The sequence below is a fragment of the uncultured Mailhella sp. genome, from assembly GCF_944324995.1.
Taxonomy (GTDB): domain Bacteria; phylum Desulfobacterota; class Desulfovibrionia; order Desulfovibrionales; family Desulfovibrionaceae; genus Mailhella.
In genome coordinates, this window is record NZ_CALUYL010000019.1 from 1 (window position 1) to 25,492 (window position 25,492).

The 25,492-nt window shown below is 62.2% G+C and carries 22 protein-coding genes; 16 read left to right on the plus strand and 6 right to left on the minus strand.

Going from position 1 to position 25,492, the window contains the following annotated elements:
• From Q0K02_RS08485 to ahcY, 6 genes are all read left to right on the plus strand, one after another.
• The coding region (locus Q0K02_RS08485; RefSeq protein ID WP_294487388.1) for a hypothetical protein at window positions 1-188 on the plus strand (188 nt) is incomplete at its 5' end.
• 91 nt (window positions 189-279) lie between these two features.
• Window positions 280-2,196 carry a selenocysteine-specific translation elongation factor gene (selB, locus tag Q0K02_RS08490; protein ID WP_294487393.1) on the plus strand — a complete coding sequence of 639 codons (1,917 nt, stop codon included), beginning with the start codon at window positions 280-282 and terminating at the stop codon, window positions 2,194-2,196.
• A gap of 1 nt (window position 2,197) precedes the next feature.
• Window positions 2,198-2,719, plus strand: a complete 522-nt coding sequence (locus tag Q0K02_RS08495; RefSeq protein ID WP_294487397.1) for an exonuclease domain-containing protein — start codon at window positions 2,198-2,200, stop codon at window positions 2,717-2,719.
• A 74-nt stretch (window positions 2,720-2,793) separates the two neighbouring features.
• Window positions 2,794-3,858 carry a YIP1 family protein gene (locus tag Q0K02_RS08500; RefSeq protein WP_294487399.1) on the plus strand — a complete coding sequence of 355 codons (1,065 nt, stop codon included), beginning with the start codon at window positions 2,794-2,796 and terminating at the stop codon, window positions 3,856-3,858.
• 429 nt (window positions 3,859-4,287) lie between these two features.
• The gene (locus Q0K02_RS08505; protein ID WP_294487401.1) at window positions 4,288-5,226 is read left to right on the plus strand and encodes a metalloregulator ArsR/SmtB family transcription factor; all 939 of its coding nucleotides are present in this window, start codon (window positions 4,288-4,290) and stop codon (window positions 5,224-5,226) included.
• Between the two features lie 28 nt (window positions 5,227-5,254).
• Entirely contained in the window at window positions 5,255-6,679 is a 1,425-nt protein-coding gene (gene ahcY, locus Q0K02_RS08510; protein ID WP_294487403.1) for an adenosylhomocysteinase, read from the plus strand.
• Window positions 6,680-6,794: 115 nt separating this feature from the next.
• Here the strand turns inward: ahcY and Q0K02_RS08515 are convergent, their stop codons facing one another.
• Window positions 6,795-7,661, minus strand: coding sequence for a pyridoxamine kinase (locus Q0K02_RS08515; protein ID WP_294487405.1), 867 nt, complete (start codon window positions 7,659-7,661; stop codon window positions 6,795-6,797).
• 294 nt (window positions 7,662-7,955) lie between these two features.
• Here Q0K02_RS08515 and rpmH point away from each other — a divergent pair, with 294 nt between their 5' ends.
• From rpmH to Q0K02_RS08555, 8 genes are all read left to right on the plus strand, one after another.
• Window positions 7,956-8,090, plus strand: a complete 135-nt coding sequence (gene rpmH, locus Q0K02_RS08520) for a 50S ribosomal protein L34 (RefSeq protein ID WP_294445518.1) — start codon at window positions 7,956-7,958, stop codon at window positions 8,088-8,090.
• Between the two features lie 133 nt (window positions 8,091-8,223).
• On the plus strand, window positions 8,224-8,619 hold the full coding sequence (rnpA, locus tag Q0K02_RS08525) for a ribonuclease P protein component (RefSeq protein WP_294487410.1): 396 nt from the start codon (window positions 8,224-8,226) through the stop codon (window positions 8,617-8,619).
• Window positions 8,616-8,891, plus strand: coding sequence for a membrane protein insertion efficiency factor YidD (yidD, locus tag Q0K02_RS08530; RefSeq protein WP_294487412.1), 276 nt, complete (start codon window positions 8,616-8,618; stop codon window positions 8,889-8,891). The genes rnpA and yidD overlap by 4 nt, the downstream gene beginning before the upstream one ends.
• A complete protein-coding gene (gene yidC / locus Q0K02_RS08535) occupies window positions 8,884-10,482 on the plus strand; it encodes a membrane protein insertase YidC (protein WP_294487416.1) in 1,599 nt (532 codons plus the stop codon). Before yidD ends, yidC begins: the two co-directional genes overlap by 8 nt.
• A gap of 12 nt (window positions 10,483-10,494) precedes the next feature.
• Window positions 10,495-11,553 carry a protein jag gene (locus Q0K02_RS08540; RefSeq protein WP_294487419.1) on the plus strand — a complete coding sequence of 353 codons (1,059 nt, stop codon included), beginning with the start codon at window positions 10,495-10,497 and terminating at the stop codon, window positions 11,551-11,553.
• Between the two features lie 165 nt (window positions 11,554-11,718).
• Window positions 11,719-12,375: a phosphatidylserine decarboxylase family protein gene (locus Q0K02_RS08545; RefSeq protein WP_294487422.1), complete on the plus strand. Its 657-nt coding sequence runs from the start codon at window positions 11,719-11,721 to the stop codon at window positions 12,373-12,375.
• An 11-nt stretch (window positions 12,376-12,386) separates the two neighbouring features.
• Window positions 12,387-13,187 carry a CDP-diacylglycerol--serine O-phosphatidyltransferase gene (gene pssA, locus Q0K02_RS08550; RefSeq protein ID WP_294487426.1) on the plus strand — a complete coding sequence of 267 codons (801 nt, stop codon included), beginning with the start codon at window positions 12,387-12,389 and terminating at the stop codon, window positions 13,185-13,187.
• A 328-nt stretch (window positions 13,188-13,515) separates the two neighbouring features.
• A complete protein-coding gene (locus Q0K02_RS08555) occupies window positions 13,516-14,484 on the plus strand; it encodes an MBL fold metallo-hydrolase (RefSeq protein WP_294487429.1) in 969 nt (322 codons plus the stop codon).
• 280 nt (window positions 14,485-14,764) lie between these two features.
• Here the strand turns inward: Q0K02_RS08555 and Q0K02_RS08560 are convergent, their stop codons facing one another.
• The 5 genes from Q0K02_RS08560 to Q0K02_RS08580 all read right to left on the minus strand — a co-directional run bounded on the left by Q0K02_RS08560 (window position 14,765) and on the right by Q0K02_RS08580 (window position 22,215).
• Entirely contained in the window at window positions 14,765-15,778 is a 1,014-nt protein-coding gene (locus Q0K02_RS08560; RefSeq protein WP_294487432.1) for a hypothetical protein, read from the minus strand.
• A gap of 202 nt (window positions 15,779-15,980) precedes the next feature.
• The gene (locus tag Q0K02_RS08565) at window positions 15,981-17,426 is read right to left on the minus strand and encodes a carbon starvation CstA family protein (protein WP_294487436.1); all 1,446 of its coding nucleotides are present in this window, start codon (window positions 17,424-17,426) and stop codon (window positions 15,981-15,983) included.
• A 435-nt stretch (window positions 17,427-17,861) separates the two neighbouring features.
• On the minus strand, window positions 17,862-18,347 hold the full coding sequence (locus tag Q0K02_RS08570) for a GNAT family N-acetyltransferase (protein ID WP_294487440.1): 486 nt from the start codon (window positions 18,345-18,347) through the stop codon (window positions 17,862-17,864).
• Window positions 18,348-18,417: 70 nt separating this feature from the next.
• Window positions 18,418-19,464, minus strand: a complete 1,047-nt coding sequence (locus Q0K02_RS08575; protein ID WP_294487443.1) for a radical SAM/SPASM domain-containing protein — start codon at window positions 19,462-19,464, stop codon at window positions 18,418-18,420.
• Between the two features lie 93 nt (window positions 19,465-19,557).
• Window positions 19,558-22,215 (minus strand): TraB/GumN family protein, encoded by a 2,658-nt coding sequence (locus Q0K02_RS08580; RefSeq protein ID WP_294487446.1) that lies wholly within the window; start codon window positions 22,213-22,215, stop codon window positions 19,558-19,560.
• A gap of 356 nt (window positions 22,216-22,571) precedes the next feature.
• On the opposite strand from Q0K02_RS08580, the gene pap reads away from it, so the two are divergent.
• Together pap and Q0K02_RS08590 are read left to right on the plus strand one after the other, a co-directional pair.
• Window positions 22,572-24,077, plus strand: a complete 1,506-nt coding sequence (gene pap / locus Q0K02_RS08585) for a polyphosphate:AMP phosphotransferase (RefSeq protein WP_294487449.1) — start codon at window positions 22,572-22,574, stop codon at window positions 24,075-24,077.
• Between the two features lie 162 nt (window positions 24,078-24,239).
• Complete coding sequence (locus Q0K02_RS08590) at window positions 24,240-25,427, plus strand: amidohydrolase (protein ID WP_294487452.1); 1,188 nt, start codon at window positions 24,240-24,242, stop codon at window positions 25,425-25,427.
• Window positions 25,428-25,492: the final 65 nt, after the last annotated feature.

Here is a 25,492-nt window from a genome sequence, read left to right on the forward strand (position 1 = left end):
GCGTCCTGGATATTGGATTCCGTGAGCTGAGCGCGGCCGCTGAGATTGCGGAACACGCCGGAGAGTCGGTCTGTCAGGCTTTCAAACATCGTTTTTCCTGTTCTTATGACTTGGAACTAAGAACCGTTACGCAACTTTTTCCTGCAAGTCAAGTCAAACATGTTCCGCGCGCGGAAGATGCGCGTTGAGCGTTCCGCCGGGGCGTCTTGCCTCTTGCTCTCCCCGGCCGCGGCGGGTATTCTTGTCTCCCCCTCGGGAAACAGAAATTCAGGAGATGTCATGTCTGTCATCATGGGAACCGCCGGTCATATCGACCACGGAAAGACGTCGCTCATCAGGGCGCTTACGGGAATAGACTGCGACCGTCTCGGCGAGGAAAAGCGCCGCGGCATCACCATTGAACTGGGTTTTGCCTACGCCGATCTTCCCGGCGGAGAACGCATGGGCATTGTGGACATGCCCGGTCACGAACGCTTCGTGCGCACCATGGTGGCCGGGGCCTCCGGCATCGACTTCGTGCTGCTGGTCATCTCCGCCGACGAGGGCGTCATGCCGCAGACCCGCGAGCATCTGGAAATCTGCACGCTGCTCGGCGTGCGTCACGGCATCGTGGCCCTCACCAAGACAGACATGGTGGACGAAGAAATGCGGGAACTCGCCATGGAGGACATCCGCGACTTCCTCAAGGGCACCTTTCTGGAAGGCGCGCCCATCTTCCCTGTCTCTTCCGTGACCGGCGAAGGCCTCGACGCGCTGCGCGCCGCCATCGTGGAGGAAAGCCGCCGTCAGCCCCGCCGCCGTTCCGACCTGTTCCGTCTGCCCGTGGACCGCGTGTTCTCGCTCAAGGGGCACGGCACCGTGGTCACCGGCACGCTGGTTTCCGGCTCCGCCGCCTGCGGCGACGAAGTGGAACTTCTGCCCAGCGGCCGCCGTTCGCACATCCGCAGCATTCAGAGCCACGGGCAGGGGCAGGAAAAGGCCGAGGCCGGGCACCGCATTTCCCTGAATCTGCACGGCCTCTCCGTGGAGGACGTCAGCCGCGGCGACGTGGTGACACACGTGGGCACCATGAAGAACTCCAGACGCTGGATCGTGGAGCTGACCTGTCTCAAATCCTCGCCCCGCGGACTGCGCCATCGCGGCGAGATTCATTTCCATCACAGCGCCCGCGAGCTTGCCGCCCGCCTCTACTTCTACGATCGCGACCGTCTGGAACCGGGCGACACCGCGCTGGTCGAAGTGCATTTTTCCGAACCCGTGGCCGGCATCTTCGGCGACCGCTGCATCGTGCGCGCCTTTTCTCCGCTGCGCACCGTGGCCGGCGGCTCCATCCTCTATCCTCTGGATACCGCGCCGCGCCGCAGTCACATCGACGCCGCCATGCAGGCGAGGCTTCTCTCGCTGCCGGACGCCGACGATCAGACGCGCATCGGCGTGCAGCTGGAACTTGCCGGACGCTTCGGCGCAACGCTTGCGGATCTTTCCATCCTGACCGACCTCAGCAGAAAGTCGCTGGAAAAGCATCTGCAGGCCATGTCCGGCAAGGGCAGCGCCCTGTGCTGGGACAAGGACGCGAAGTGCTGGATTTCCTCGCTGTGGCTGGACAAGCTCCTGGATCGCGCGCTCGCCGCCACGCGGGCCTTCCACGAGAAGAATCCGCTGGAACACGGCATGGCCAAGGGCGTCATTCTTGCGGGCATGGGCGCGGGCGTTCCGCCCAAGCTCGCGCACTTTGCGCTTGAGCGGCTCATCCGTTCCGGCCGCCTCGCGGTCGAAGGCGAACTGCTCAGACTCCCGGAACACAAGGTTTCGCTGGCCGACGATCAGCAGGCGCTCAAGGAAGCCCTGCTCAAGGCGCATCTCGACTCGCCGCTCATGCCGCCCAATCACACGGAACTCTTCGCCGAACTCGGCATCACCGCGCGTCAGGCGCAGCCCATATTCAAGATTCTGGTCTCCGAAGGCGCGCTGGTGAAGATTAAGGAAGATCTCTACTACCTTTCCTCCGTGATGGACGACCTGCGGGAAAAGGTGAAACAGTTCCTGCTGGAACACGGCGAAATCACGCCCGGCGATTTTCGCGACATTTCGGGCATTTCGCGCAAGAACGGCATAGCGCTGCTCGAACACTTCGACAAGGAGCAGCTCACCATGCGCGTGGGCGACAAGCGCGTGCTGCGCGGCAGGAGCGCCTAGCATGGCCTGCGTGGTGGCTCTGGACTTTGAAACGTCCGACAAATACGCCGACAGCGCCTGCGCTCTGGGCATGTCCCGCATCGAGGGCGGTCGGGTGACGGACAACTGGTACAGCCTCATCCGCCCGCCGCGTTCCACGGTGTACTTTACCGAAATTCACGGGCTCACCTGGGACATGCTCAAGAATCAGCGCACCTTCCCCGAACTGTGGCCGGAAATCTCCGCCTTTCTGCGAAACGCGCGTCTGCTTGTGGCGCACAACGCCACCTTCGACAGGCGCGTGCTTTTCGGCTGCTGCCGGTCCTTCGGACTGGATGCGCCGAACATTCCCTTCGCCTGCACGGTGAAGGGCTCGCGGCGGGGTTTGCATCTTCCGCACCATCGCCTGAACGACGTGTGCGCCTACCTCGGCCTGGAGCTGGATCATCACAACGCGGCTTCCGACGCCATGGCTGCGGCCAACATCTATCTGCATCTGCGCTCGCTCGGCATGACGGACGAGGAGATGATGCTGAAAGGATAAATACCGGCTTCGCGTCTTGTCCGCGGAAGCCCGACGGGCTATACTGACGCCAGCAAATCTGTTGTGAGGTTGTCATGATTATCGAATGTCCTTCCTGCCGCTTCAGGCGCGACGTGCCCACGGCTTCCATCCGGCCCGGAAAGAAATACAAGGTGACCTGTCCGCGCTGCTCCGCCGTGTTCCATTTCTCTCTGCCGGAAGAGGAAACGCCCGCGCAGACCGAGCCGCAAAACGCCGCCGCGCCGCAGCCTTCCGAAGCCCCCGCCGCCGAACAGAAACCCGCGGTGCCTCATCTTTCCACGGAGCAGGAAGGCGACGATCCGCTTCCTCCCGGAGCGCAGATTCCGCAGTTCAACCGCGAGGAGCCCGCGCCTGAAAAGAAGGAAGAGGAAAAGCCCGAGGAAAAGACCCCCGAGCCGCACAAGAGCGCCGGACTCTGGGAACGCTGGCAGAGCATGCGCGAACACGTGCGCCAGTACGACGAAGGACAGGAGGAATCCGCCTCCCGCAACGACGGCCGCCCCGACGGCGCGCCCTGGGAAAGCCCGGAATACTACGGCTTCTGGGGCAGCTTTTCCCGCACGCTGCTCGGCGTTCTCTTTCATGCGCCGGACTTCTTCCGGCATGTGCGCTGCAACTTTTCGGTGATCCGGCCCATCCTCTTCTACGTGCTGCTGAGCCTCTTCCAGATGCTCGCATCGCGCCTGTGGTCCATGAAGGCCCTGCGGGAACTCACCGCCACGGCCACGGATCCGCAGACTCTGGCCATGGCCGAAACGCTCATGAAGACCATGAACCTGCCGCTCATGCTGCTCGTGACGCCGTTCTTCTCCATTTTTCAGGCGGTGATTCTGGCCGGTCTCTATCATCTGATGATACGCATGGTGCAGCCGGACAGGGCGGACTTCTCCACCACCCTGCGCGTGGTGTGCTACAGCGCCGCGCCGCTCGTACTGTGCATCGTGCCCATGGTGGGCAGCCTCATTGCGTCCATCTGGTTCGTGGCCGCGGCCTTCATCGGCTGCAAGTTCGCCCTGAATCTTTCCTGGATGCGAACCCTGCTTGCGCTGCTGCCCCTGTACATTCTGGAATTCGCCCTGGTCTCGCAGATTCCCGCCTTCATGGCGGGCGCGGCCTGATTCTCCCTCACCGAAACGTTTCCCGACGACGTCGGGCGTCAGGGGTTCCGCCGATTTCGACGGAACCCTTTTTTGCTGCCGGATTTCCGCAGAACGCGCCGGCCTTTGCCGAAGCCGAGCCCCTCAGCCTTCCCCGACAACCTCCCCGCATCCCCGAGCACCTCGGCAAATCTCTCACCCCAGACCATGCGCCGCCCTCAGAACTCCGCCTCCCCGATCAGCCCCCCTGTTCCGCCGAATCGGCCACACTTCCCCGACGAGCGACGGCCCCCGCACGCCGGAAAACGCCTTCCCCGGTCAAGGCTCCTGACCACGCGACGCGTTTGCCCTGCCCGGCAAACAACGCCGGACGCGTCCTTCTTGACTATATGAAGATAAGCGGATATATTACATTGATAAAACTTGATATTTGTTATATTTCAGAAGGTTATGAAAGTTCTCCGGTATCTCAAAGCCCTTTCGGATGAAACCCGCCTGCGTCTGGCGCTGGTTCTTTTCCACTACGAGCTGTCCGTGAACGAGCTGGTGTCGCTTCTCAACATGGGGCAGTCGCGCATTTCGCGACACCTCAAGATTCTCACGGAAGCGGGCCTGCTCCAGTCGCGTCGCGACGGCCTGTGGGTCTTTTACTCCGCCGAGCCGGAGGGACCGGGGCACGATTTTCTGAGCAGCGTCGTTGCCTTCGCGCAGGACGACGAGGCCTGCCGCGCCGATCTCGACATGGCTTCGCGCATCATTGAGGAACGCGCCCTGAAAACACGGCAGTTCTTCAACGAAATCGCCGACGACTGGGACGAAATGAACCGCGAGATCCTCGGCGACTTTTCCCTGCCGGACGTGATTCTGCGCGCCGTGCCGGAGAACTGCGGCGTGGCCGCCGACCTCGGCTGCGGCACGGGCGAGGTGCTGGAGCATCTGCGCGGAAGCTGCCGGGAACTCATCGGCGTGGACGATTCTCCGCGCATGCTGGAACTGGCCCGCCGCCGCTTCGGCGACAACATGAACGGCATTTCCCTGCGCATCGGCGAACTCGACTATCTGCCCCTGCGCGACGGCGAAGCGGATTTCATCTGCATCAATCTTGTGCTGCATCATCTTTCTCGTCCGTCCACCTCGCTGGGAGAAATCGCCCGGGTGCTCCATCCCGGCGGGCTCGTGCTGGTCACCGATTTCGATCAGCACACGCAGGAGTCCATGCGCACCATGTACGGCGACCGCTGGCTCGGCTTCTCTCTCGACGAACTTTCTTCCGCGCTGACCAGAACGGGGCTCTCCATTGTGGACTACCGCCGTCAGCCGGTGAAAAAAAATCTGGCGCTTCATCTCATTCTGGCCCGCAAGCCTGCGGCGTCCTCCGCCGCGCTGTAATCTTTTCTAACCCTTCCACGGAGCAATCATGTCCGCCAAGAATCTCGATCTGTCCCTGGACTACAAAATCGCCGACATCAACCTTGCCGACTTCGGCAAGAAGGAAATCCAGCTCTCCGAGCGCGAAATGCCCGGCCTCATGGAGCTCATCCGCCGCTACGGCGACAAAAAGCCCCTCAAGGGCCTGAAAATCAGCGGCTCTTTGCACATGACCATTCAGACGGCCATGCTCATCCGCACGCTCTACGAGCTCGGCGCAGACATCCGCTGGGCTTCCTGCAACATCTTCTCCACCCAGGATCACGCCGCCGCGGCCATCGCCGAACAGGGCATGGCCAAGGTGTTCGCCTGGAAGGGCGAATCTCTGGAAGACTACTGGTGGTGCACCGAAATGGCCCTCACCTGGCCCGACGGCTCCGGCCCCGACCTCATCGTGGACGACGGCGGCGACGCCACCCTGCTCATCCACAAGGGCGTGGAAGCGGAGAACGATCCTTCCGTGCTGAACCGCGAGCCTTCCTGCAAGGAAGAAGCCATCATCATGGAGCGCATCGCCCTCTCCCTCACCAATGATCCCTACCGCTGGCACCGCGTGGCCGCCGCCGTCCGCGGCGTGTCCGAAGAAACCACCACCGGCGTGCATCGCCTCTATCAGATGGAAAAGGAAGGCAAGCTGCTCTTCCCCGCCATCAACGTGAACGACTCCGTCACCAAGTCCAAGTTCGACAACCTCTACGGCTGCCGCGAATCCCTGGCCGACGGCATCAAGCGCGCCACCGACGTCATGGTGGCCGGCAAGGTCGTGGTGATCTGCGGCTTCGGCGACGTGGGCAAGGGCTGCGCCGCCTCCATGCGCGGCTTCGGCGCCCGCGTGCTCGTCACGGAAATCGACCCCATCTGCGCCCTTCAGGCCGCCATGGAAGGCTATCAGGTGGTCACCATGGAAGACGCCCTGCCCTACGGCGACATCTACGTCACCTGCACCGGCAACTGCGACGTCATCACCGGCGAACACATGATGGGCATGAAGGATGAAGCCATCGTGTGCAACATCGGTCACTTCGACAGCGAAATTCAGATGTCCTGGCTCGAATCCAATCCCGAATGCCGCAAGATGGAAATCAAGCCGCAGGTGGACAAGTGGTTCCTGCCTTCCGGCCGTTCCATCATCGTACTGGCCGAAGGCCGCCTCGTGAACCTCGGCTGCGCCACCGGCCACGCGAGCTTCGTGATGTCCAATTCCTTCACCAATCAGGTGCTCGCCCAGATGGATCTTGCCGCCAACAAGCACGAAGTGCGCGTCTATACCCTGCCCAAGAAGCTCGACGAAGAAGTGGCGAGACTCCACCTCGACCGCCTCGGCGTGAAGCTCTCCAAACTCACCCAGAAGCAGGCCGACTACATCGGCGTTCCCGTGGACGGCCCCTTCAAGAACGACATGTACCGCTACTAAGCCTCGCCGCGCTTCCGCCTTCCGGGCGGAGCGCAGAGGCAGTCAAAAAAAAACGGGCTTCCGACGAGGAGGCCCGTTTTTTTATCATTGCTGGCGATGAAACATGCGCGGATGTTCAGAATTCCGTGTAGCTGCCGCCGGTGAAGGGCATGCGCAGGGAAGGGAGCGTGCGTTCAAGCAGCACGCCGTCGCGGTGCGGCGTGTCGTAGCCGTAGGTGGCCTGAATGCCGAGGTACACGAAGTGCACGGCACGATCCACGGCCACGGGAAGGGAATCGCCGAGCAGCAGGCTCCCCGTGAGCACGCTGGCAAAGGCGTCGCCGGTGCCGGGGTAGAAGGCGTTGAGATGCGGCACCTCCACCTGCCAAAACCGCCGCCCGTCAAAGGCCACGGTGGACGTGTTCGCCGCGCAGGACGCGGGCGCGCTCGTGATGACCACGCCCGAAGGCCCCATGTCCGCCAGCGCGCAGAGCTGATCGCGCAGGCCGTCGCGGCTGATGTCGGGCCGGAAGTCTTCGCCCAGAAGGAAGGCCGCTTCCGTGAGATTGGGCGTGATGACGTCGGCCCGGCGCACGAGTCTGCGCATGGCCTCCACCATTTCCGGCGTCTGCGTGGGATCGAGCGCGCCGTTGTCGCCGAGCACGGGATCCACCACGGCAAGGCCGCCCGGCGCGCGGAATTCCCGGATGCAGCGCTCGGCGAGCCCCGACTGATCCGGACTGCCGAGAAAGCCGGAATACACCGCATCGAACTTGAGGCCGAGGCGCGCCCAGTGATCCATCATGGGGCCCATCTGGTCGGTCAGATCAAGGAAGGTGAAGTCGTCCACGCCCGAAGTCTGCGAAGAGAGCACGGCCGTCGGCAGAGGGCAGACCTGAATGCCCATGGTGGCCAGAATGGGAATGGCCACGGTGAGAGACGCCCGGCCGAAGCCGGAAAGATCGTGTATGGCCGCAACGCGGAGAACGGGAACTCCCTGCATGACTGCTCCTTTACCGCCGAGGCGGCAGAACTTGTGAGGGGAGTCTAAGCGCAACTACCCGTTTTGTCACCAACATTTCCCCGCCTCAGGCCGGAGCCCCGGCAGGAAAGCGCGACTTTTCCCCGAAACGCGCGTTTTAATGCTTGCCCGGAAACGGCTCTCGGCTTACACATAGAGCTTGCCGCGCCCCTTTCGGGGGGAGGCTTTCGTCGCGCCCTGAACCGTCCGACTTGACGGGGGAAGAAAGGCGCGTTATACCTGCAAGTTCCAATCTCAGTAAGGAGACCGCGCGTCATGAAAAGAACGTATCAGCCCAGCAAGATCAGCAGAAAGCGTACTCACGGCTTCCGCGCCCGCATGAGCACCCCCAACGGTCGTGCCGTCATCAGCCGCCGTCGTGCCAAGGGCCGCAAGACTCTGTCCGCCTAAGCAAGCGATGCGCTTCCCGGATCTCTTCCCTCAGGAAAGTTCCGGGCAGACCATGCAAATGTTTCGGGCGCGGCGTTTCGCCACGCCCACATTTTGCGTTTAACTCTGCTCAAGCGCAGCATGGATTCCTTCCATGTCACTGACCTGGCCCAGAGAACGACGCATCACCCGCAGGGCGGAATACACCGCCTGCTACAACGGGGGAGAGCGTCTGTTCACAAAATACTTCGTTGTGTTCGCCCGTAGCTCCGGCACGTCCGGAGCCGGGCGTCTCGGGCTTGCTGTCACAAAAAAATGCGGCAACGCCGTGGCGAGGAACCGCATCAAGCGCGTTCTTCGCGCCTTCTTCCGCCTGCATCAGGATGAAATGCCCCCCATGGACATTGTCGTCACGCCCAAAAAGCATCTGCGTGCCGACAAGTTCGGTCTCGGCCTCGCGGAAGCCGAACTTCTGCCTCTGCTCGCCGAACTCTCTTCAGCGTCGGCCGCAAGCGTCGACGTTCCCACGCCCTCGGGAGATCCGGCATGACTCTCGCCCAGCGGCTTCTCATTCTGCCCATCCGGTTCTACAAGCGATGCATCTCGCCGCTGTATCCTCCCTGCTGCCGCTTCTATCCCTCCTGTTCCACCTACGCCATCCAGGCCATTGAAATGCACGGCCCCGTCAAGGGCCTCTGGCTGGCCGTAAGGCGCATCCTGCGCTGCCATCCCGGCAACCCGGGCGGCTTCGATCCTGTGCCCCCCCTCTCAAACGATCATCCCTCTGCGCCCGACGCAGACTCTCAGGAACGTCATGGATAACCGTCGCCTCATCATCTCCGTCGTCATCTGCATTGTCCTGCTTTTCGGCTGGCAGGCCTTTTCCTCCTACATGGGCTGGATTCCTGAACCCGCTCAGCCCACGGCCGAAGAACAGGCCGCTGCCCAGGCTCCGGCTCCCGCGCCCGCCGCTCCCGTGGTTCCCGTGGCCAAGTTCGTGCCTTCCGAAGGCCGCGAAGTCCGCGTGAACACCCCCCTGTACGAGGCCGTCTTCCATTCCGGCGGCGGCGTGCTCCAGTCGTTCCGGCTGAAGACCTACAAGGCCACCATCGATCCCGACTCCCCGCTGTTCAACATGGTTTCCCCCGCCGCCGCCACGGTGGCTCCCATGGGTCTGCTCGTCAACGGTCAGCCCTCCTGGAACATGGGTCAGTGGAGCTTTGACGGTTCCGACGTCAATCTTGAAAGCGGCGACGCCACCCTCACCTTCGTGGGCGAGCTGAACGGCGTGCGCATCAACCGCGCCATCACCTTCCACGCCGACACCTATCTCATGGATGAAAAGGTGACCCTCACCGCCGCAGAAAACGCTCCCGCCACCCGCGTGTCCTACAACCTGGGCGCCACGGACTTCAGCGGCAAGAGCACCTACGACACCATGAGCATGGCCTGGGATCTCAAGGGCTCCCTCAAGCGCGACACCGACGTGGACGACCTCACCAAGGAAGGCGTGATGAGCTCCGGAGAAATCTACTGGGCCGGCGTGATGACCAACTATTTCCTTTCCGCCGTGCTGCCCGAAATGGGTCAGAACAGCGTGTTCAAGGGCCGCATCACCGACGGAGGCGTCTGGCGCGCCGCCGTGGAACTGCAGGACGTGAACCTCGTCGCCGGTCAGCCTTCCGAGCTCAAGACCTCCTGGTGGATCGGCCCCAAGAGCCGCGATCTGCTCGACGCCGCCCCCAACAAGCTGAAGTCCTCCATCGACATGGGCATCTTCACCTTCCTCGCCGTGCCCCTGCTCAAGCTGCTCACCATCTTTGAAGAATTCCTCGGCAACTGGGGCTTCGCCATCATTCTGCTGACCATTCTCATCAAGATCGTGTTCTGGCCTCTCTCCCGCAAGAGCTTCAAGTCCATGGAGCAGATGAAGAGACTCCAGCCCATGATGAAGCAGCTGCAGGAGAAGTACAAGAACGACAAGGAAGCCCTCAGCCGCGAAATGATGCAGCTCTACAAGACCTACGGCGTCAACCCCATGGGCGGCTGCCTTCCCATTCTCATTCAGCTGCCCGTGTTCATCGCCCTCTATCAGGCCCTGCTCAACTGCATCGAACTGCGTCACGCCTCCTTCATCACCTACCTGCCCGGCACCGACATCTTCTGGCTCGCCGACCTGTCCGTGAAGGATCCGCTCTACATCACGCCGCTCGTCATGGGCGCCACCATGTTCCTGCAGCAGTGGCTCAGCCCCGCCATGGGCGATCCGCAGCAGCGCAAGATCATGCTCATCATGCCCGTGGTGTTCACGGTCATGTTCATCAACTTCCCCTCCGGTCTGGTGCTGTACTGGCTCTGCAACAACATTCTGTCCATCATCCAGCAGTCCTGGACCCTGCACAAAACCAAGTAGCAGGGGAAAGATATGAGCGAATCCAAAGAATTCCTTGGCAAAACACTGGATGCGGCCATCGCGGAGGCGTGCTCCTACTACGATGTGCCCAGAGAAAAACTGGAAATAGAAATCATTGAAGACGCAAAAACGGGCATCTTCGGCATCGTAGGCGCCCGCAAGGCAAAAATACGCGCCCGCCTGGCAACGCTCCCCGACTTCATGCAGGGATCGTCCGCCCAGGAAAAATCCGAACGCCAGGAAGGCCGCCGCCGCGGACGCAACGAACGCCGCCGCGAAAAGACCGACGCTTCGGACGCTCAGAAAGAAGAACAAAAAGAACGCAAGGAAAAACGCCAGGACGCGGAACGGGAAAATCAGGAAGAAAAATCCGAACGCGTGCTGCCCGCCATACGCACGGCAGGCGTGCCCGCCCTGACTCAGGCCGACACCGACGCCGGCGTCGAAGCCGACGCGCAGGACAAGGCCGAAGACGCGGAAGACGCTCCCCGCTCCCGCCGTTCCCGCCAGAGCCGCGGCGCCCGCAAGGAATCCGCGCAGAAGAGCGAAGAGAACGACGGCCTGGAAAGCTCCCTGCCCCGCGTTCCCCTGGCCGAACTGGATCAGGAACGCCTCACGGAAGTCACGAAGAACATCGTCAGCCGCCTGGTGGCCCCCATTCTGGACATGGCTCCGGAAAACGTGGACCTCTCGGTGGACATCGGCGAAGACCGCGTTCAGATTTCCGTGAAGAGCGAAGACACGGGTCTGCTCATCGGCCGCGACGGACAGAACCTCGCCGCCGTGCAGTATCTCGCCTCCCGCATGATCACGCGCGCCATCGGCTCGCAGGTGCGTCTGCAGGTCGATGCCGGCGACTATCACGTCCGCCAGGACTCCCGCCTGCAGGAACTCGCCCTCGCCCTCGCCGAAAAGGTGAAGGCCACCGGCAAGGTGCAGACCACCCGTCCGCTCAGCGCCTATCAGCGAAGAGTCATCCATCTGGCCCTTCAGGACGATCCCGACGTGCAGACGCGCAGTTCCGGCGAAGGGGCGCTCAAACACGTTGTCATCCTGCGCCGCAAGGACTAACATGATGCGCCCGGCAGACAACGAGTTTGCCGGGCGCTTTCGTACCCCCCTTCCGCTCCGGTTCACGCGCTCCGGGGCGGCCACGCTCCAACGCCGCGCGCCTTTTCCCGACAGCACGCCGCATCGTTCTCCGCACGGGAAAGCACTCTTAAAAAGGAGTTTCTGATGAACAAGCCAAGCATCGGCCTTGCCCCCGAAGGGGCGCCCATCATCGGCCTGCTGACGGTCCTTTCCCTCTGCTCCGCCATTCTGGACTGGTGGCCCGTCACGATTGCGGCCCTTATCCTGCTGTGGTTTTCCGTCCATTTCTTCCGCGATCCCGAACGTGTGGTGCCGCAGGAGGAAAACATCGCCGTGAGCCCTGCCGACGGTCGCGTCGTCCGCATGGAATCCCGCGTGGATCCCATGAGCGGCGAAAGCAGACTGTGCATCTCCATCTTCATGAACATCTTCAGCGTACACGTGAACCGCGTTCCCGTCGGCGGAACCGTCACCGCCATACGCTATCTGCCCGGCAAGTTCTTCAACGCCGCGCTGGACAAGGCTTCCACCGACAACGAGCAGTGCCTCTGGCAGATGCGCGACGACAACGGCGACTCCTGGACCTTCGTGCAGATCGCCGGACTCATCGCCCGCCGCATCGTGCCCCACGCCGAACAGGGCGATTCCTTCAAAAGAGGACAGCGTTTCGGCATGATACGTTTCGGTTCCCGCGTTGACGTCTATCTGCCCGCCGACTATACTTCTGCAGTTTCCATCGGCGAAAACGTCTTTGCCGGTCAGACTGTTCTGGCCAAGAAGTCCGCTTCCGAAGAAGCGTAAGAGAGGCTCTCATGCGCGATCCCAACAAGCCCGTTCCCCGCGGCGTCTATATTCTGCCCAATCTGTTCACCACGGCCAGCCTCTTTGCCGGCTTCTTCAGCATCATTCTCGCATTCAAGGATCAGTTCGACCTCGCGGCCTGGGCCATTCTCGTGGGCGCCGCCATGGACGGACTCGACGGCAAGGTGGCGCGACTCACCGGCACGGCCAGCCAGTTCGGCATCGAATACGACTCCCTCGCCGACGACGTGACCTTCGGCGTGGCACCCGGTCTGCTTGCCTACGCCTGGCAGCTGCACAACTTCGGCCGTCTCGGCCTCGCCGTGGCCTTCCTGTTCTGCGGCTGCGCCGCCCTGCGCCTGGCCCGCTTCAACGTGGGCGTGTCCACCACGTCCAAGCGCTTCTTCGTGGGACTGCCCAGCCCCGCCTGCGCCTGCGTCATGGCCACGTTCGTGCTGTTCATGCCCTACTATCCCGACTTTCTCATGCCCGTCCTGCCCGGGCTGACGCTGATTCTCTCCGTCATTGTGCCGCTGCTCATGGTGAGCCGCGTGCGCTATTTTTCCTTCAAGGAATTCGGCTTCATCAAGGCCCATCCCTTCCAGACCATGGTCGCCACGCTCATCGTGCTCAGCATGGTGTTCTCGCTGCCGCGCCTGTTCTGCTTCCTCATTCTCATAGGCTACGTCATTTCCGGCCCGGCCTACACCTACATTCTGCGCCGCAGAGGCCGTCAGCTTGATCCCGAAGCCGCGGACGCCGCCAGGGCCGCAGCCAAGGCCGAAACGGCTTCCGAAAAGGCCGCAGAATAGCCTTTGCATGTTTTGCTGCCGAAAAGGCCGTCGCTTCCAGAGCGACGGCCTTTTCTTTTGCCGGCAAAGCGCCTGCGCGCCGGGCGAAGCGCTCCAATCCCTCGCACGCGCCGAACGTGCACTCCCCTCCGCCGTTTTCCTTTTCCACCTCCGCCTCTCCACGCCCCGGCTTCGCGCCGAGCAGCTTCCGCCTGTGCGCCCTGCACAGAAGCAACGCCTTTGTGTTACGTTATCTTACAATTCTGCCAAAGTGTTGCACCATCTTGTTGAGCACGCGCCTTTTCCGCTATACTGCGTCTGCAATCAACCTCATGTCACAGAAGGTATTATGAACAATATTTCTCGTCGCCGTTTTCTGGCCCTGAGCTGCTGCGCGGCCGGAGCCTCCCTTTTTCCCGCCCTTGTCTCCCCGGCGCAGGCCGCAACGCTCAGCACGGCCGAAGTCAACCGTCTCTTCCAGAAGCTCGGAGCCGAAAAGAAGGCTCCCAAGGAACTGGACGCATGGATTCATGACCCCGCCGCCCAGAAAATCGCTCCCTATCAGGCTTTCGACAACGTCTGGCAGGTAGGCATCGCCTGGGTGTCCTCCTGGGCCGTCAAAACCAGCGACGGCTGGGTGCTCATCGACACCACGCACGAGCCCTTTGTGGATTTTCTCATCGAGAATCTCCGCACCGTGGGCATTGCTCATGAGGACGTCAAACTGGTGCTCATGACGCACGGGCATTTCGATCACGTGGGCGGCTACTACCGTCTTAAGCCGCTGCTGAAAAACGCCCGCTTCGTCATGACGGAACGCGGCTGGAACGAAGCCTTCCGCTACGCAGGCGAAAGCAGGGGAACTCCCAAGGAATGGAAGATGCTCGAAGAAAAGGACGTCGTGGCCAAGGACGGCGATCAGCTGCGCTGCGGCGACAGCGTGTTCACCGTGCTTGAAACGCCGGGACACACCTGGGGCACGGCTTCGTACATGTACGACGTGCGCCGGGGCGACAAGAGCTACAAGGCCGTCACCGTGGGCGGACAGGGGCTGAACGCCATTGAAGGGCCCGACCAGGTCCGAGCCTACATCAAAAGCATGGAACGCCTCGGTCAGCCTTCACTGAACATTGAAGTGGACCTCGCGGCCCATCCCTTCTCCTCCGGGCTTGCGGATCTCATTCCCGCGCTGCGCAGCCTGAAGCCTTCCGATCCTCATCCTCTCGTCAACCGCGCCGCCTACCTGAATCGCCTGAAGAAGCTCAACGAGGGAGCCGCCGCCCGGCTGAAGCAGGAACTGGCCAAGGCCGGAGCCTGAGCGCCGAAGCCGCGTTTTCCCTTCCCGCCCCCCGCCGTCAGAGACTCCGCGCCCGGGGCACAATCGCCGAAAACAGCTCAGCCTGCAAGAAAAGGGCCCCGTCCTGCACAGAACGGAGCCCTTTTTCTGCATGAACAACATGTTCTGCGCCGGACGTCCAATCCCGGCAAATCATCTCTCTTCTTTCGTGCCGTCAGGAGAATTTCCGCCGCACTCTTTCTGCAACCACACCTAAAAATCTTTGCGAGCAAATGCCGCGGACTATGACCGCTCGACGGTTCTACCGATAATTTTCCAGCAGAAACATGGGCTTGATGGCCACCACCTCGTCGTATTCCGTCTGGTTGACCTTCACGTCCGAATTCAGCGAACGAAGCACGGCCTTCATATCCTCATACGCTTCGGGAATGGTTTCGGAACGGCCTTCGCGTATGGAGCGCATCATGCGCGTCAGCGTGGCCGGATGCGCGTAGCGGGCGGGCAGCGGGAAGTCGGGATAGTCGCGCAGGTAGGCATCCAGATCGGCCCGGGCGCTGTCCAGCGCGGCCGCAATGGCGCGACTGTTGTTGCGCGCCGTGGGCAGCACGTGAGCGCTGGCAAAAAAGAACAGCGCGGCAAGACCGATGAGCGTCACGTACATGCCGTAATCGCCCGACCCGGTCAGCCACGTGTAGGCGCCGTAGACGGACGCCGCGAGCGCCAGGCAGAAAATGGCGAGCGCCACCCACTTGTGCGCGGGATTGGTGAGCTGATCCACGCGTCTGGCCTTGCTCGCCGCGGCAAGCCGCGTGGTCAGATCGGGGCGCTTTTCAAGAAATTCCCGGGCCTGGCGCAGCTCATTGAGGCTTTTCTCCGCCGCGGGAGAAAGATGCTTCACATATCTGGCCTCTTCCGCGGCCCTGGCCTCGGCGAGCTTTCGGGCCGCCGCCTCGGACATGGTCTTGATGTGCGGAAAGCGATGCTGAATCTCCGCAAGCATCATGTCCACATGGCTTTCATGCTTGAAGGTACACTGCACATGCTCCCCGTTGTCGTATTCCACCACAAGATAGGGAATGGAGCCGAAGATGCCCTTGCCGGTGAAGCCGCCCTTGCTCATGGCCACGCGCTTGTAGGCGCGCTGAATGTTGGACGCGGGAATGTAGAAGCGGCGCTCCATGAAAATACTGTTCAGGTACAGCGCCTTCTGCCCGACGCCGCAGGGACCGAAGACAAGGCAGGACTTTCTATCCTCCTTCAAATCCTTGTCGTTCAGCCCTGCGCTGCCGAGTCTGGCCGGTTTGAAATACAGCATCACAACTCCCGGAGAGATGAAGTTTGGTTCATGCGCCAGGCGCAGAACAAAGAAAAAGGGGGCCGTCTCTGCGGACGGCCCCCTCGCACTCTGAAACAGAGGGATCTGGAGCGCCTCGGCGTTCCGTCACTGCATGTTCAAAAGAAGGCAGCAGCCTCTTTCAGAAGTTTTTCCGCGCCGCCTTTGAAAAGCGGCCGCAGCGTTACGCGTGCCTGCGGGTGGCGCGCAGGAACAGGCTGAGGAACAGCGCGGCCACGACCACGCCGATCACATAGGCCACGGCGGTGGGCAGCTTCACCACAAGGCCGAGGCATTCGGGGGCCATGCAGAAGTAGGTGCTCGACACGGCGCTCATGAAGGTGGCGGGCACGGCGGTGATCCAGTAGTTCTTCTTGTTCAGGAAGAGGTACATGGAGGCGGCCCAGAGCACGATCATGGCCAGGGTCTGGTTGGTCCAGCTGAAGTAGCGCCACACGATGGTGTAGTCGAGCTGGCTGATGAGCGCGCCCGCGCCGAGCAGCGGCACGCAGAAGAGGAGACGGTTCTTGTAGCTGGTCTGGGAGACCTTGAACCAGTCGGCCAGCACCAGACGGGCGGAACGGAAGGCCGTGTCGCCGGAGGTGATGGGGCAGGCGATGACGCCGACCATGGCAAGGCCGATGCCTATGCCGCCCATGGTCTTGCTGCACACGTCGTAGATGGCGGCGGACTGACCGGCGCCGAGGCTGGCGAGCAGACCGGTGGTCTGACCGTTGGTGACTTCATAGATGGTGCAGCCGGCGGCGGCCCAGATGAGGGCGATGATGCCTTCGCACACCATGGCGCCGTAGAACACGAAGCGGCCCTGATGTTCACTCTTCATGCAGCGGGCCATGAGGGGCGACTGCGTGGCGTGGAAGCCGGAAATGGCGCCGCAGGCCACGGTGATGAACATGAAGGCCCAGATGGGCGTGCCCTTGGGATGCATGTTGGTGAAGTGATCCCAGAGTTCGGGAATCTGATAGGCGGGATTGATCACAATGCCGGCGCCCACGCCCACGGCCATGATGATGAGGCAGATGCCGAAGACGGGATAGATCTTGCCGATGATCTTGTCGATGGAAATGAAGGTGGCGATGAAGTAGTACACCAGCACCACGGTCAGCCAGAAGGAAGCGTTCAGCAGAATGCCGGAAGCGCCGGCTTCGCTGCACAGCTTGACGATGAGGCCGGCGGGACCAACGGCGAACACGGTGCCGACCATGACGAGCAGCACCACGGAGAAGACGCGCATGACGGTCTTCATGGTGGAGCCGAGGTAGATGCCGGTGATTTCGGAGACCGAAGCGCCGTTGTTTCGCTCACTGGTCATGCCGGAGAAGAAGTCGTGGACGCCGCCGGCGAAGATGGTGCCGAAGGTGATCCACAGGAACACCACGGGGCCCCAGAGCGCGCCCTGCAGCGCGCCGAAGATGGGTCCGAGACCGGCGATGTTCAGCAGCTGAATGAGGAACAGCTTCCACTGGGGAAGCACCACATAGTCAACGCCGTCGTTGATGACGACGGCGGGAGTTTCCCGGTCGTCCGGACCAAAGGTGTTCTCTACCATCTTGCCGTAGGTAAAGTAGCCTATGATCAGAAGAGCCAGGCACAGAAAGAAACTAACCATACAAACAACCTCTCAAGTGTCGGCGTCCTCTCCATGCATCCCTCATGCAGGGAAGGCGCCGAAGATTCTAGAAGGCAAGTATTCCACTTGACAAATTTATGCAAGGCGATACATTGACCGACCCTTGAGCTTTTTGAGAAAAAAAGCTCTAATCGGGCCATATCACATATCTTTATTTAATATGTTTTTTTGAAGGCCGTCGTCCGGGCACAAGACGTTCTTCCGAATCCTCCGCACAGGCCGAAAATCGCGCTGCGGCGTCGTTGGCTCGCCTTGAAGCACAACAAACACGCGCGCCCGGCCCGATGCAGAAAGACGATTCGCGTCCGAGACGCCTTTTGCGCCGAACGCCGGACAAGAGCCCCTCCCTTCCTTTCGGGCCTGAAAAGGCCGCGCCCGACCGAAGGCCTCCTTCTGCCGACAAAAAATTCAGCCTCAACGGAAGGTCAGACGCATCTGATACCAGGAAACGTCGCCGTGCGTGGACGAGGAAAGTCCTTCGTTCTCAAAGCCGAGCGAGGCGTAATAGGGCACGAGCCTCTCCTTGCAGGTAAGCACCACGCCGAGCTTTCCCCGCTTCCGCGACTCTTCCGTCAAATGACGCACCAGCATGGCGGCATAGCCCCTTCTGCGATACTCGGGCAGCGTGTTGAGTCCGAAAATCATCTGCCAGCGGCCATCCGGCCTGTGCAGCGAGGCGTCCGCGTACATTTCATCGCGCAGATCGGCTTCGTCCGTGGCCATGCCGTCGATGAACGACGCCAGACGCCCGTCCTCAAAAAGCAGCCAGAAGCAGTCGGCATACGCCGCCAGACGCTCCCGGAATTCCTCCTCCGTGGCTGCCTCACTGGCAGGGAAGCAGCGCCTTTCCACCTCGGCCACGGCCGCAAGATCGGCCAGGGTCGCATTTCTTATGAGCATGAATCCTCCGGCATCGCCGCAGAAGCCCGCCTGTTTCCCAAAAGGACACGGGCCTGAGGCGCGGGCTCCGCTACTGCGCGCAGGGAGCCTCGAAACGTTTGGCGCACGAAACGCAGGCGGACGGCGGATCCGCCGTCTGCACCGCGGCGCGGAACTCCGCATACCCGGGCTTTGTCCATATGGCAAGCGGACTCTCTTCCAGCACGTTGCCGAACACCGTGCGGTTCGGCTGAGGCTCGCGAAGCGGCACGTTGAGATACACGCAGGGAGAAATATATCCTTCCGCGTCCACGTAAAGGGTCTTGTGCGCCCGTTCGCGACAAAAAGGCGCAGGCTCCGGCGCAGGGAGCGACGCATAAAAATCCCGTCCCGCGGCGCGCACCTTCGCGCCCACGTCCTCCAGCACCGCGCGGGCGGCCTCTATCTTCTCCCGCTCATGAGGCGCAAAGGCCTCCTTCGCCATGTCCGGCGAGGGAATGTAATCCATGGTGCTGATGACGGCCGCATGCACGCCCCACTCGTCCATGAGCTGCGGCAGGTTCCGCACCGCATCCACATTGGAGGCCAGCATGAGATAGGCCAGATGAATTTCCAGATGCACGGCGTTTCTCTTCCGCCGCGCCTGCTGAAGCAGACGCACCGCTTCCTTCACGCGGGAAAAGGGCACGGCCGCCCGAGCGCCGTTGCTGGCTTCGTCCGTGCCGACCAGGGAAAAGGCCACGATGTCCATGCCGCTCGCCACAATGCGCTCCGCCAGATCCTCGGTCATGCCGAGCCCGTAGGTCGTGGTGGACACCGCGCATCCGGCCCTTCTGGCCAGCTCCGCAAAATCCATGAAGTGCGGGTTCAGAAAAGGCTCGCCCCAGCCCTGAAGATGCACGCGCCCGGTCTTGACCATGACCGGCCAGAGCGCCGCAAAGGTCTCGGGCTTCATGTGCCGACTCTTCCACACGTCGGCGCGCGTGGTGTGCGGGCAGTAGGTGCATTTGCCCGTGCAGCAGGAAGTCACTTCCACCTGCAGGCATTCCAGCGCCCGGGGCTGAAACATCTCCCGAAATTCCTGGAGGAATCCGGGCGCGCGAAACTGCGCGAAAAGCCGTTCGACGTCAGAAGTCATGCCGTTTCTCCCCAAAAGGCGTTTTGTTTTGGAACACCGGCCGCCGGAAACGCCGTTTTTTCGTCTCCGCGCCGCGAAAATCCGCTCGAACTTTTAGACCATCCAGCTCGTTTCCAGATGCGGCATGGCCTCGAAGGCTCCCCACTTCTTCTTGAAGAAGGCAATGCCTCCGTCTATGCCGAGGCCCAGATTCAGCACGCTCTGCCCCCGGCGCACGGCTTCGTCGGCCAGCGCCTGCACCAGCGCGTCGCTCACGCCCGGAGGACAGTCGTCCTGCCGGAAGGCGAACATGTAGAACGCCGTGCTGAGCGCGCTGTAATCGCCCACGGCCAGCGCCAGCAGCCTTCCCGACGCCGACCGCGCACCGAAGAGCACGGCCTCGGGCGACGCCTTCACGTACGCCCCCACTTTGCCGAAAATATGCCTCGTGCCCGGAGCGAGCGTGCGCACCTTGAGATAGTGATCCACGAGCGCGTCGTGTTCCGGCCCCCACTCTTCCACGCCCACCACAGCCTCGCGCCGCGCGCGGTTCAGCATGTTGCGCAGCTTCTGCCCCGGAGCGTGCGGCACGTTCACGCACCACCAGGCGTCGCGCTCCACCACGGCCTTGTCCGGCGCACACGCCGGAACCACGGGAGCCAGCACCGTGATGCGCCGCAGATTCGGCATGGCCAGCGCACAGGCCACGGCGCTCTCCAGCCTGTCCGCGTAGGCCGCGCTGTGCAGGCCGCAGGAGGCGAGCTCGTCCTGCGCAGGGAAGGCCACCAGCGTGCAGCTGTCGGCCGTGGTCCAGGCGGCAAAGCCCTCGCAGGAGCGCAGCGTGCGGCCGGAAACCGCGCGCACGTAGGCGGGAATCTGTTCCGGCACGACGGCCCGCGCGCCGAGATCGGCGAGCGCCCTGCCCGAAGACGGGCCGCGGGAGGAAGATCGCGCAGCATGACCGGAAGGCTCGTTGCGCAGCGCGGAGGAGCGAATGTTTTCCGGAGCCTTTTCCCACGTAGGCGCATCGGGATTGCCGGGCAGCACCACGGAATCGTCGCGCCGTATCCAGGCGGAAAAGCGATGCTTCCACGTGGGCAGCACGCGCGTCACGGTAAAGCCGTCTTCGGCGAGCATGTGCCGCAGATTGATCATGTGGGCGGAACCCACGAATACCGCCGTTCCGCCCCGCTCGATGTACGGCCGCATGCGCTCGCGGAAGCGCTGATCGCGCACGCTGATGATGGTGCCCGTGCGCGTGGGAAATTCGGCGCTCGTGCCCATCATGCCCATGAGATCGCCCGCCAGATACCGCGAACGATTGCTCTTCATGAGCTTCGGCCAGAAGGAGCACTCCTTCATGAACTTCACGATGCGCGTCATGGGCGCCGACTCCAGCGAGGCTATCTGCTCGGCGAGACTCTCCATGCCCATGACCGACTTGCCCATGTCGAGCGCAATGTTCCACACTTCGAGATCCACGGAATTCGTCCAGCCGTTGCGTTCGAGATACGACGTCCAGAGCGAGAAGAACGCGTACCACTGGCGGCTTTCGGCCAGCACCTGACGCACGTCGATGCTGCGTTCCTGCTGTGCGCCCACAAGCCTTGCCCAGAAGCCCTCGGGACCGTACACCATGCGCTCAAGGCGACGCACGTCCTCTTCCGAAAGAAACTGCGCCACGCGCGGGGCGTCCGGCTCCGGGGAACGGCCGATGCGCGCCACCTCGTCCATGCTGTCCGAGTCGATGGGGCCTTCCAGAAGCACGGTGTCCACGTTTTCAAAAAGACGACGCAGCGAATGCTCGAAGGAATAGCAGAAAAAGTGCGCCGAGCCGCCTATCCACGACGTGCGTCCGTTCTTGTCGAGACGCCAGAGCATGGCGCACGGCCGCTGCTCGGGCAGAGAATCGAAGAACTTCCAGCGCGACATCTCGTAGTTGCCCGACGACGTGCCTATGCTGATGGCAAGGTACGCCGCCATGTCGAAAAATCCGCCCGCTCCCGAAGATTCCTGCCACACCGCGAGCTCGTAGGGCGCACTCTGCACCCCGCCCCATTTTTTCTTGAAGCGGGTGATGCCCTCGTTCACGCCGAGACCGAGCAGCACGGTCTGCTTGTCTTCCGCCCGGGCGCGCTCCAGCATTTCGGCAAAAAGCAGATCGGGCGCATGAGGCACGTAATGCGTTTTGGAATGCGCGCCGAGCACGTAGCTCACATGATGCGGCAGGGAATAGTCCATGAGCAGACAGGCCGCAAGCTGCCCCTCGGCGTCCCAGGCGTTCAGAAGGCGCAGATCCGCCGGGCCCTGAAGCGCGGCGGCCGTGCCCGAATACAGCTGACGGATGCGCGGCGGCAGCGGCATGCGTCCCATGAACTCCGCCCAGAGCCGACGATGCTCCGGCGTGAACTCGCGCGTTTCGTCCACTAAAAGGCGTTCGCGGGCGTGCCGCACCGGGCCGCGAAGTTTGGACGGCACCGGAGACGACGCATCCAGCGTGTAGTACACGTCCCGATCCTCCACATGACTTTCCAGCCGCTCCGGCATCTGGGGCGCAATGGCAAAGCAGTCGGAAGGCTTCACCTTGCGGACGGCTTCATCCAGCGCGGATTCAAAGCGACTTACGGAAAACTCCCCTTCCTGCGGATAACCTATGGCCATGAGCCAGTCGTCGGCCGTCACGAAAATGAAGCTGTCCAGCTCGAAAGAGCGACCTGCCGAAATGGCCTCCAGAAGACGCCGGGAATGCTCGGGAACAATGACTGCGGACATGGAAGACTCCTTGGGCACGCTTGTGACGAATATGCCATATCCCCGTTTGCCGGTAAAGCGGCTCCGCGCAACGCCGCAGCGATTCATTATTGTTTCACCGCGCCATGCTTCGCACGCCCGCCTTCGGCATCCTGGCATGAGGCCGGGCGCATTCAGTCTTTTCCGGGAGCCGCGCGACGCCTCCGAGCTCCGCCGCCTTTTCCGTTTTCACGCCTCAGCAGCGAAACAATTCCGTACCTTATCTAATTTGTTGAACAACTTGCCTTTTTCCTGCGGAAGCCTACATTGTACCGGTACGGCGAGGCCTGCGCTTTCGGGCGCGGCCCTTCTCATTTCCGATAAAAAGCGAGGCTCGCATGTTTGAAAACGTTGTTCTCGGCAGACGCTGCAGCGACAAGGACTTCCGGACGCAGGCCCCCGAACTGCGCATGAAGCTCTTTGACGCGCAGCGGCAGTGCATCGACCGCAAGATTCCCCTGCTCGTCATCGTCGACGGCGTCAACGGCGCAGGGCGCGGAGCCGTCATCAACCTGCTGTCGGAGTGGATGGACAGCAAGCACGTTCACAACCACGTGTTCTGGATGGAAACCGACGAAGAGCGCGAACGCCCGCTCGACTGGCGCTTCTGGCGTCGGCTGCCGGCGGCAGGCTCCACCGGCGTGTTCTTCGGCGGCTGGTACGGCCTTGAGCTGCGCCGTTTCTGCACAAAGGACATGAGCGAAGCGGAATTCACCGCCCACATGCATCACTGCCGCGGTCTGGAGGAAAGTCTGGCCGCGTCGGGCATGGCCATCGTCAAGATCTGGCTGCATCTGGACAAAAAGGAGCACGACGAACGACTCAAGAAGCGGCTGGCGCACAAGGAGCTGCTCCACTTCACGCCCTACGACAAGAAGGTTTCCGAAAACTACGACGGTCTGGCCGAAGCCGCCTCGCGCGCCATCACCCTGACCGACCGGGCCTTCGCGCCCTGGACCATCGTGGACGCCGCGGACGCGAACTATCGCAACCTTGCCGTGGCCCGCGCCGTGATCGCCGCCGTGGAGCGCACCGTCGCCGAACAGGACGCCAGGGCCGCGCGCCTGAAGAATCAGAACGACGCGGAACAGGAAAACGTGGTCTCCACGCTGGACGCCATCGACCTGAGCGCCAAAGCCGATCCCGACGCCTACAAAAAGGAACTGGCCGACCTGCAGCAGGAACTGCACGAACTCACCTATCACGCCTGGCGCCGGGGGATTTCCAGCACGCTCGTCTTCGAGGGCTGGGACGCGGCCGGCAAGGGCGGATGCATCCGCCGCCTCATGGACGGCATCGACGCCCGCATCAGCCGCGCGATTCCCATCGGCGTGCCCACGGACGAAGAGCTGGCGCATCACTATCTGTGGCGCTTCTGGAGGCACGTGCCCCGCGCCGGATTCATCACCGTGTACGACCGTTCGTGGTACGGCCGCGTGCTCGTGGAGCGGGTGGAGAAGCTCACGCCCCGCGAAGACTGGAGCCGCGCCTTTGCGGAAATCAATCTCTTCGAGGAGCAGCTCACAAACGGCAACAACGTGCTGATGAAGTTCTGGCTGCACATTTCCCCCGAGGAACAGCTGCGCCGTTTCAGGGAGCGGGAAGTCACCCCGTGGAAACAGTACAAGATCACGCCCGACGACTGGCGCAATCGGGAAAAGTGGCCCGAATACGTGCGCGCCGCGGATGAAATGTTCCTGCGCACCAGCACGGAGTATGCGCCCTGGCGCATCGTGGCCGCCGAAGACAAAAAGCACGCCCGTCTCACCGTGCTGCGCGCCTATCGCGACGCGCTGAAAAAGGCGCTCAAAAAATCCGACGGCAAAAAGCACGGCAAAAAATAATGCCGGCAGTCCGCATCCGGCGAAAACGCCTGCGGCACAGGGAATTAGCCGGACTTTTCATTTTAACTCCCCATTTTGTTTGCGCTTTTTCTTGCTTCCCCCTGCAATAACAGGTAAGGTGCGGAGAACGCGCAAGTTTCTGTGAACTTCAAAGGAGGCAACATGCCTGAAATCTCTCGTGAAAAAAGCCAGTTACTGGATGAAGTCAATAATCTTTCCGCCCAGATGAAGGAAATTGCCTCCGCCATTTTCGCCGAACCCGAACTGGGCTATCAGGAATTCAAGTCTTCCGCCCGTCTTGCCGATTTTCTTGAATCCAACGGCTTCAAGGTGGAACGCAATCTGCTCGACATGCCCACGGCCTTCCATGCCGTGTACGGCTCCGGCGAAGGCCCGCAGGTGGCCTTCCTCGCCGAATTCGACGCCCTGCCCGGGCTCGGCCACGCCTGCGGACACAACCTCTTCGGCACGGCGGCCTGCGCCGCCGGCATAGCGCTGGCCCGCCATCTTCCCGCAGGAACCGTTCACGTGTTCGGCACGCCCGCCGAAGAAGGCAACGTGCGGGACGCCGGCGGCAAGGTGCCCATGGCCGACGCGGGCCTCTTCGATCACATGGACGCCGTCATTGCCGCCCACGCCGAAGGCCGCACCATTCTCAAGCAGCAGCTCATTTCCCGCGCCAACCTGGAAATGGACTTCAAGGGCAAGGCCGCTCACGCCGCCGGTGCGCCTGAAAAGGGCATCAACGCCATGGACGCCGCCGCGCTTGCCGTCATGGGCATCAACAGCCTGCGCCAGCACATGACTCCCGACGTGCGCATTCACGGCCTGCTCACCGACACCGGCACCTCCATCAACACCATTCCCGAATTCGCCCGCCTGCGCTACGGCGTGCGCGCCCGCAAGCCCGAAACCCTCGACAACGCCATTGAACGCGTGGTCAACTGCGCCCGCTGCTGCGCCATGGCCCTCGGCTGCCAGTTCTCCTACCGCCATTCCGCGCATCCCTACTACACCATGCGCCACAACATGCCCCTGCTGCACGCCTTTGCCTCCAACCTCGATCTGCTCGGGGAAAGCTACATCGACGAAGTGTCCAGCAGCTACTCCACCGACATGGGCAACGTCAGCTTCAAGGCGCCGTCCATCCATCCCTACATCTCCATCGGGGGCGCGCACCTCGTCGGACACACCCCCGCCTTTGCCGAAGCCTGCAACGGAGAAGGCGGCTTCAAGGGCATGCTTCTTGCGGCCCGCTCGATGTGCCTCACCGGCTACGACGTGCTCACCAACGAAGCGCTGCGCAAAGAGGTCCGTCAGGCCTTTGAAAACCTTGACGATCTTAACTAATACCCCTATCCAGTAATTCCCCCGTGCATCACGGCGCGGACGCCTCCGCGCCGTGATGCTGCGTA

Bases quoted from the DNA above. Each gene is read 5' to 3' on its own strand.
- selB (WP_294487393.1), top strand. From the start codon at position 280: ATGTCTGTCATCATGGGAACCGCCGGTCATATCGACCACGGAAAGACG.
- Q0K02_RS08495 (WP_294487397.1), top strand. From the start codon at position 2,198: ATGGCCTGCGTGGTGGCTCTGGACTTTGAAACGTCCGACAAATACGCC.
- Q0K02_RS08500 (WP_294487399.1), top strand. From the start codon at position 2,794: ATGATTATCGAATGTCCTTCCTGCCGCTTCAGGCGCGACGTGCCCACG.
- Q0K02_RS08505 (WP_294487401.1), top strand. From the start codon at position 4,288: ATGAAAGTTCTCCGGTATCTCAAAGCCCTTTCGGATGAAACCCGCCTG.
- ahcY (WP_294487403.1), top strand. From the start codon at position 5,255: ATGTCCGCCAAGAATCTCGATCTGTCCCTGGACTACAAAATCGCCGAC.
- Q0K02_RS08515 (WP_294487405.1), bottom strand. From the start codon at position 7,661: ATGCAGGGAGTTCCCGTTCTCCGCGTTGCGGCCATACACGATCTTTCC.
- rpmH (WP_294445518.1), top strand. From the start codon at position 7,956: ATGAAAAGAACGTATCAGCCCAGCAAGATCAGCAGAAAGCGTACTCAC.
- rnpA (WP_294487410.1), top strand. From the start codon at position 8,224: ATGTCACTGACCTGGCCCAGAGAACGACGCATCACCCGCAGGGCGGAA.
- yidD (WP_294487412.1), top strand. From the start codon at position 8,616: ATGACTCTCGCCCAGCGGCTTCTCATTCTGCCCATCCGGTTCTACAAG.
- yidC (WP_294487416.1), top strand. From the start codon at position 8,884: ATGGATAACCGTCGCCTCATCATCTCCGTCGTCATCTGCATTGTCCTG.
- Q0K02_RS08540 (WP_294487419.1), top strand. From the start codon at position 10,495: ATGAGCGAATCCAAAGAATTCCTTGGCAAAACACTGGATGCGGCCATC.
- Q0K02_RS08545 (WP_294487422.1), top strand. From the start codon at position 11,719: ATGAACAAGCCAAGCATCGGCCTTGCCCCCGAAGGGGCGCCCATCATC.
- pssA (WP_294487426.1), top strand. From the start codon at position 12,387: ATGCGCGATCCCAACAAGCCCGTTCCCCGCGGCGTCTATATTCTGCCC.
- Q0K02_RS08555 (WP_294487429.1), top strand. From the start codon at position 13,516: ATGAACAATATTTCTCGTCGCCGTTTTCTGGCCCTGAGCTGCTGCGCG.
- Q0K02_RS08560 (WP_294487432.1), bottom strand. From the start codon at position 15,778: ATGCTGTATTTCAAACCGGCCAGACTCGGCAGCGCAGGGCTGAACGAC.
- Q0K02_RS08565 (WP_294487436.1), bottom strand. From the start codon at position 17,426: ATGGTTAGTTTCTTTCTGTGCCTGGCTCTTCTGATCATAGGCTACTTT.
- Q0K02_RS08570 (WP_294487440.1), bottom strand. From the start codon at position 18,347: ATGCTCATAAGAAATGCGACCCTGGCCGATCTTGCGGCCGTGGCCGAG.
- Q0K02_RS08575 (WP_294487443.1), bottom strand. From the start codon at position 19,464: ATGACTTCTGACGTCGAACGGCTTTTCGCGCAGTTTCGCGCGCCCGGA.
- Q0K02_RS08580 (WP_294487446.1), bottom strand. From the start codon at position 22,215: ATGTCCGCAGTCATTGTTCCCGAGCATTCCCGGCGTCTTCTGGAGGCC.
- pap (WP_294487449.1), top strand. From the start codon at position 22,572: ATGTTTGAAAACGTTGTTCTCGGCAGACGCTGCAGCGACAAGGACTTC.
- Q0K02_RS08590 (WP_294487452.1), top strand. From the start codon at position 24,240: ATGCCTGAAATCTCTCGTGAAAAAAGCCAGTTACTGGATGAAGTCAAT.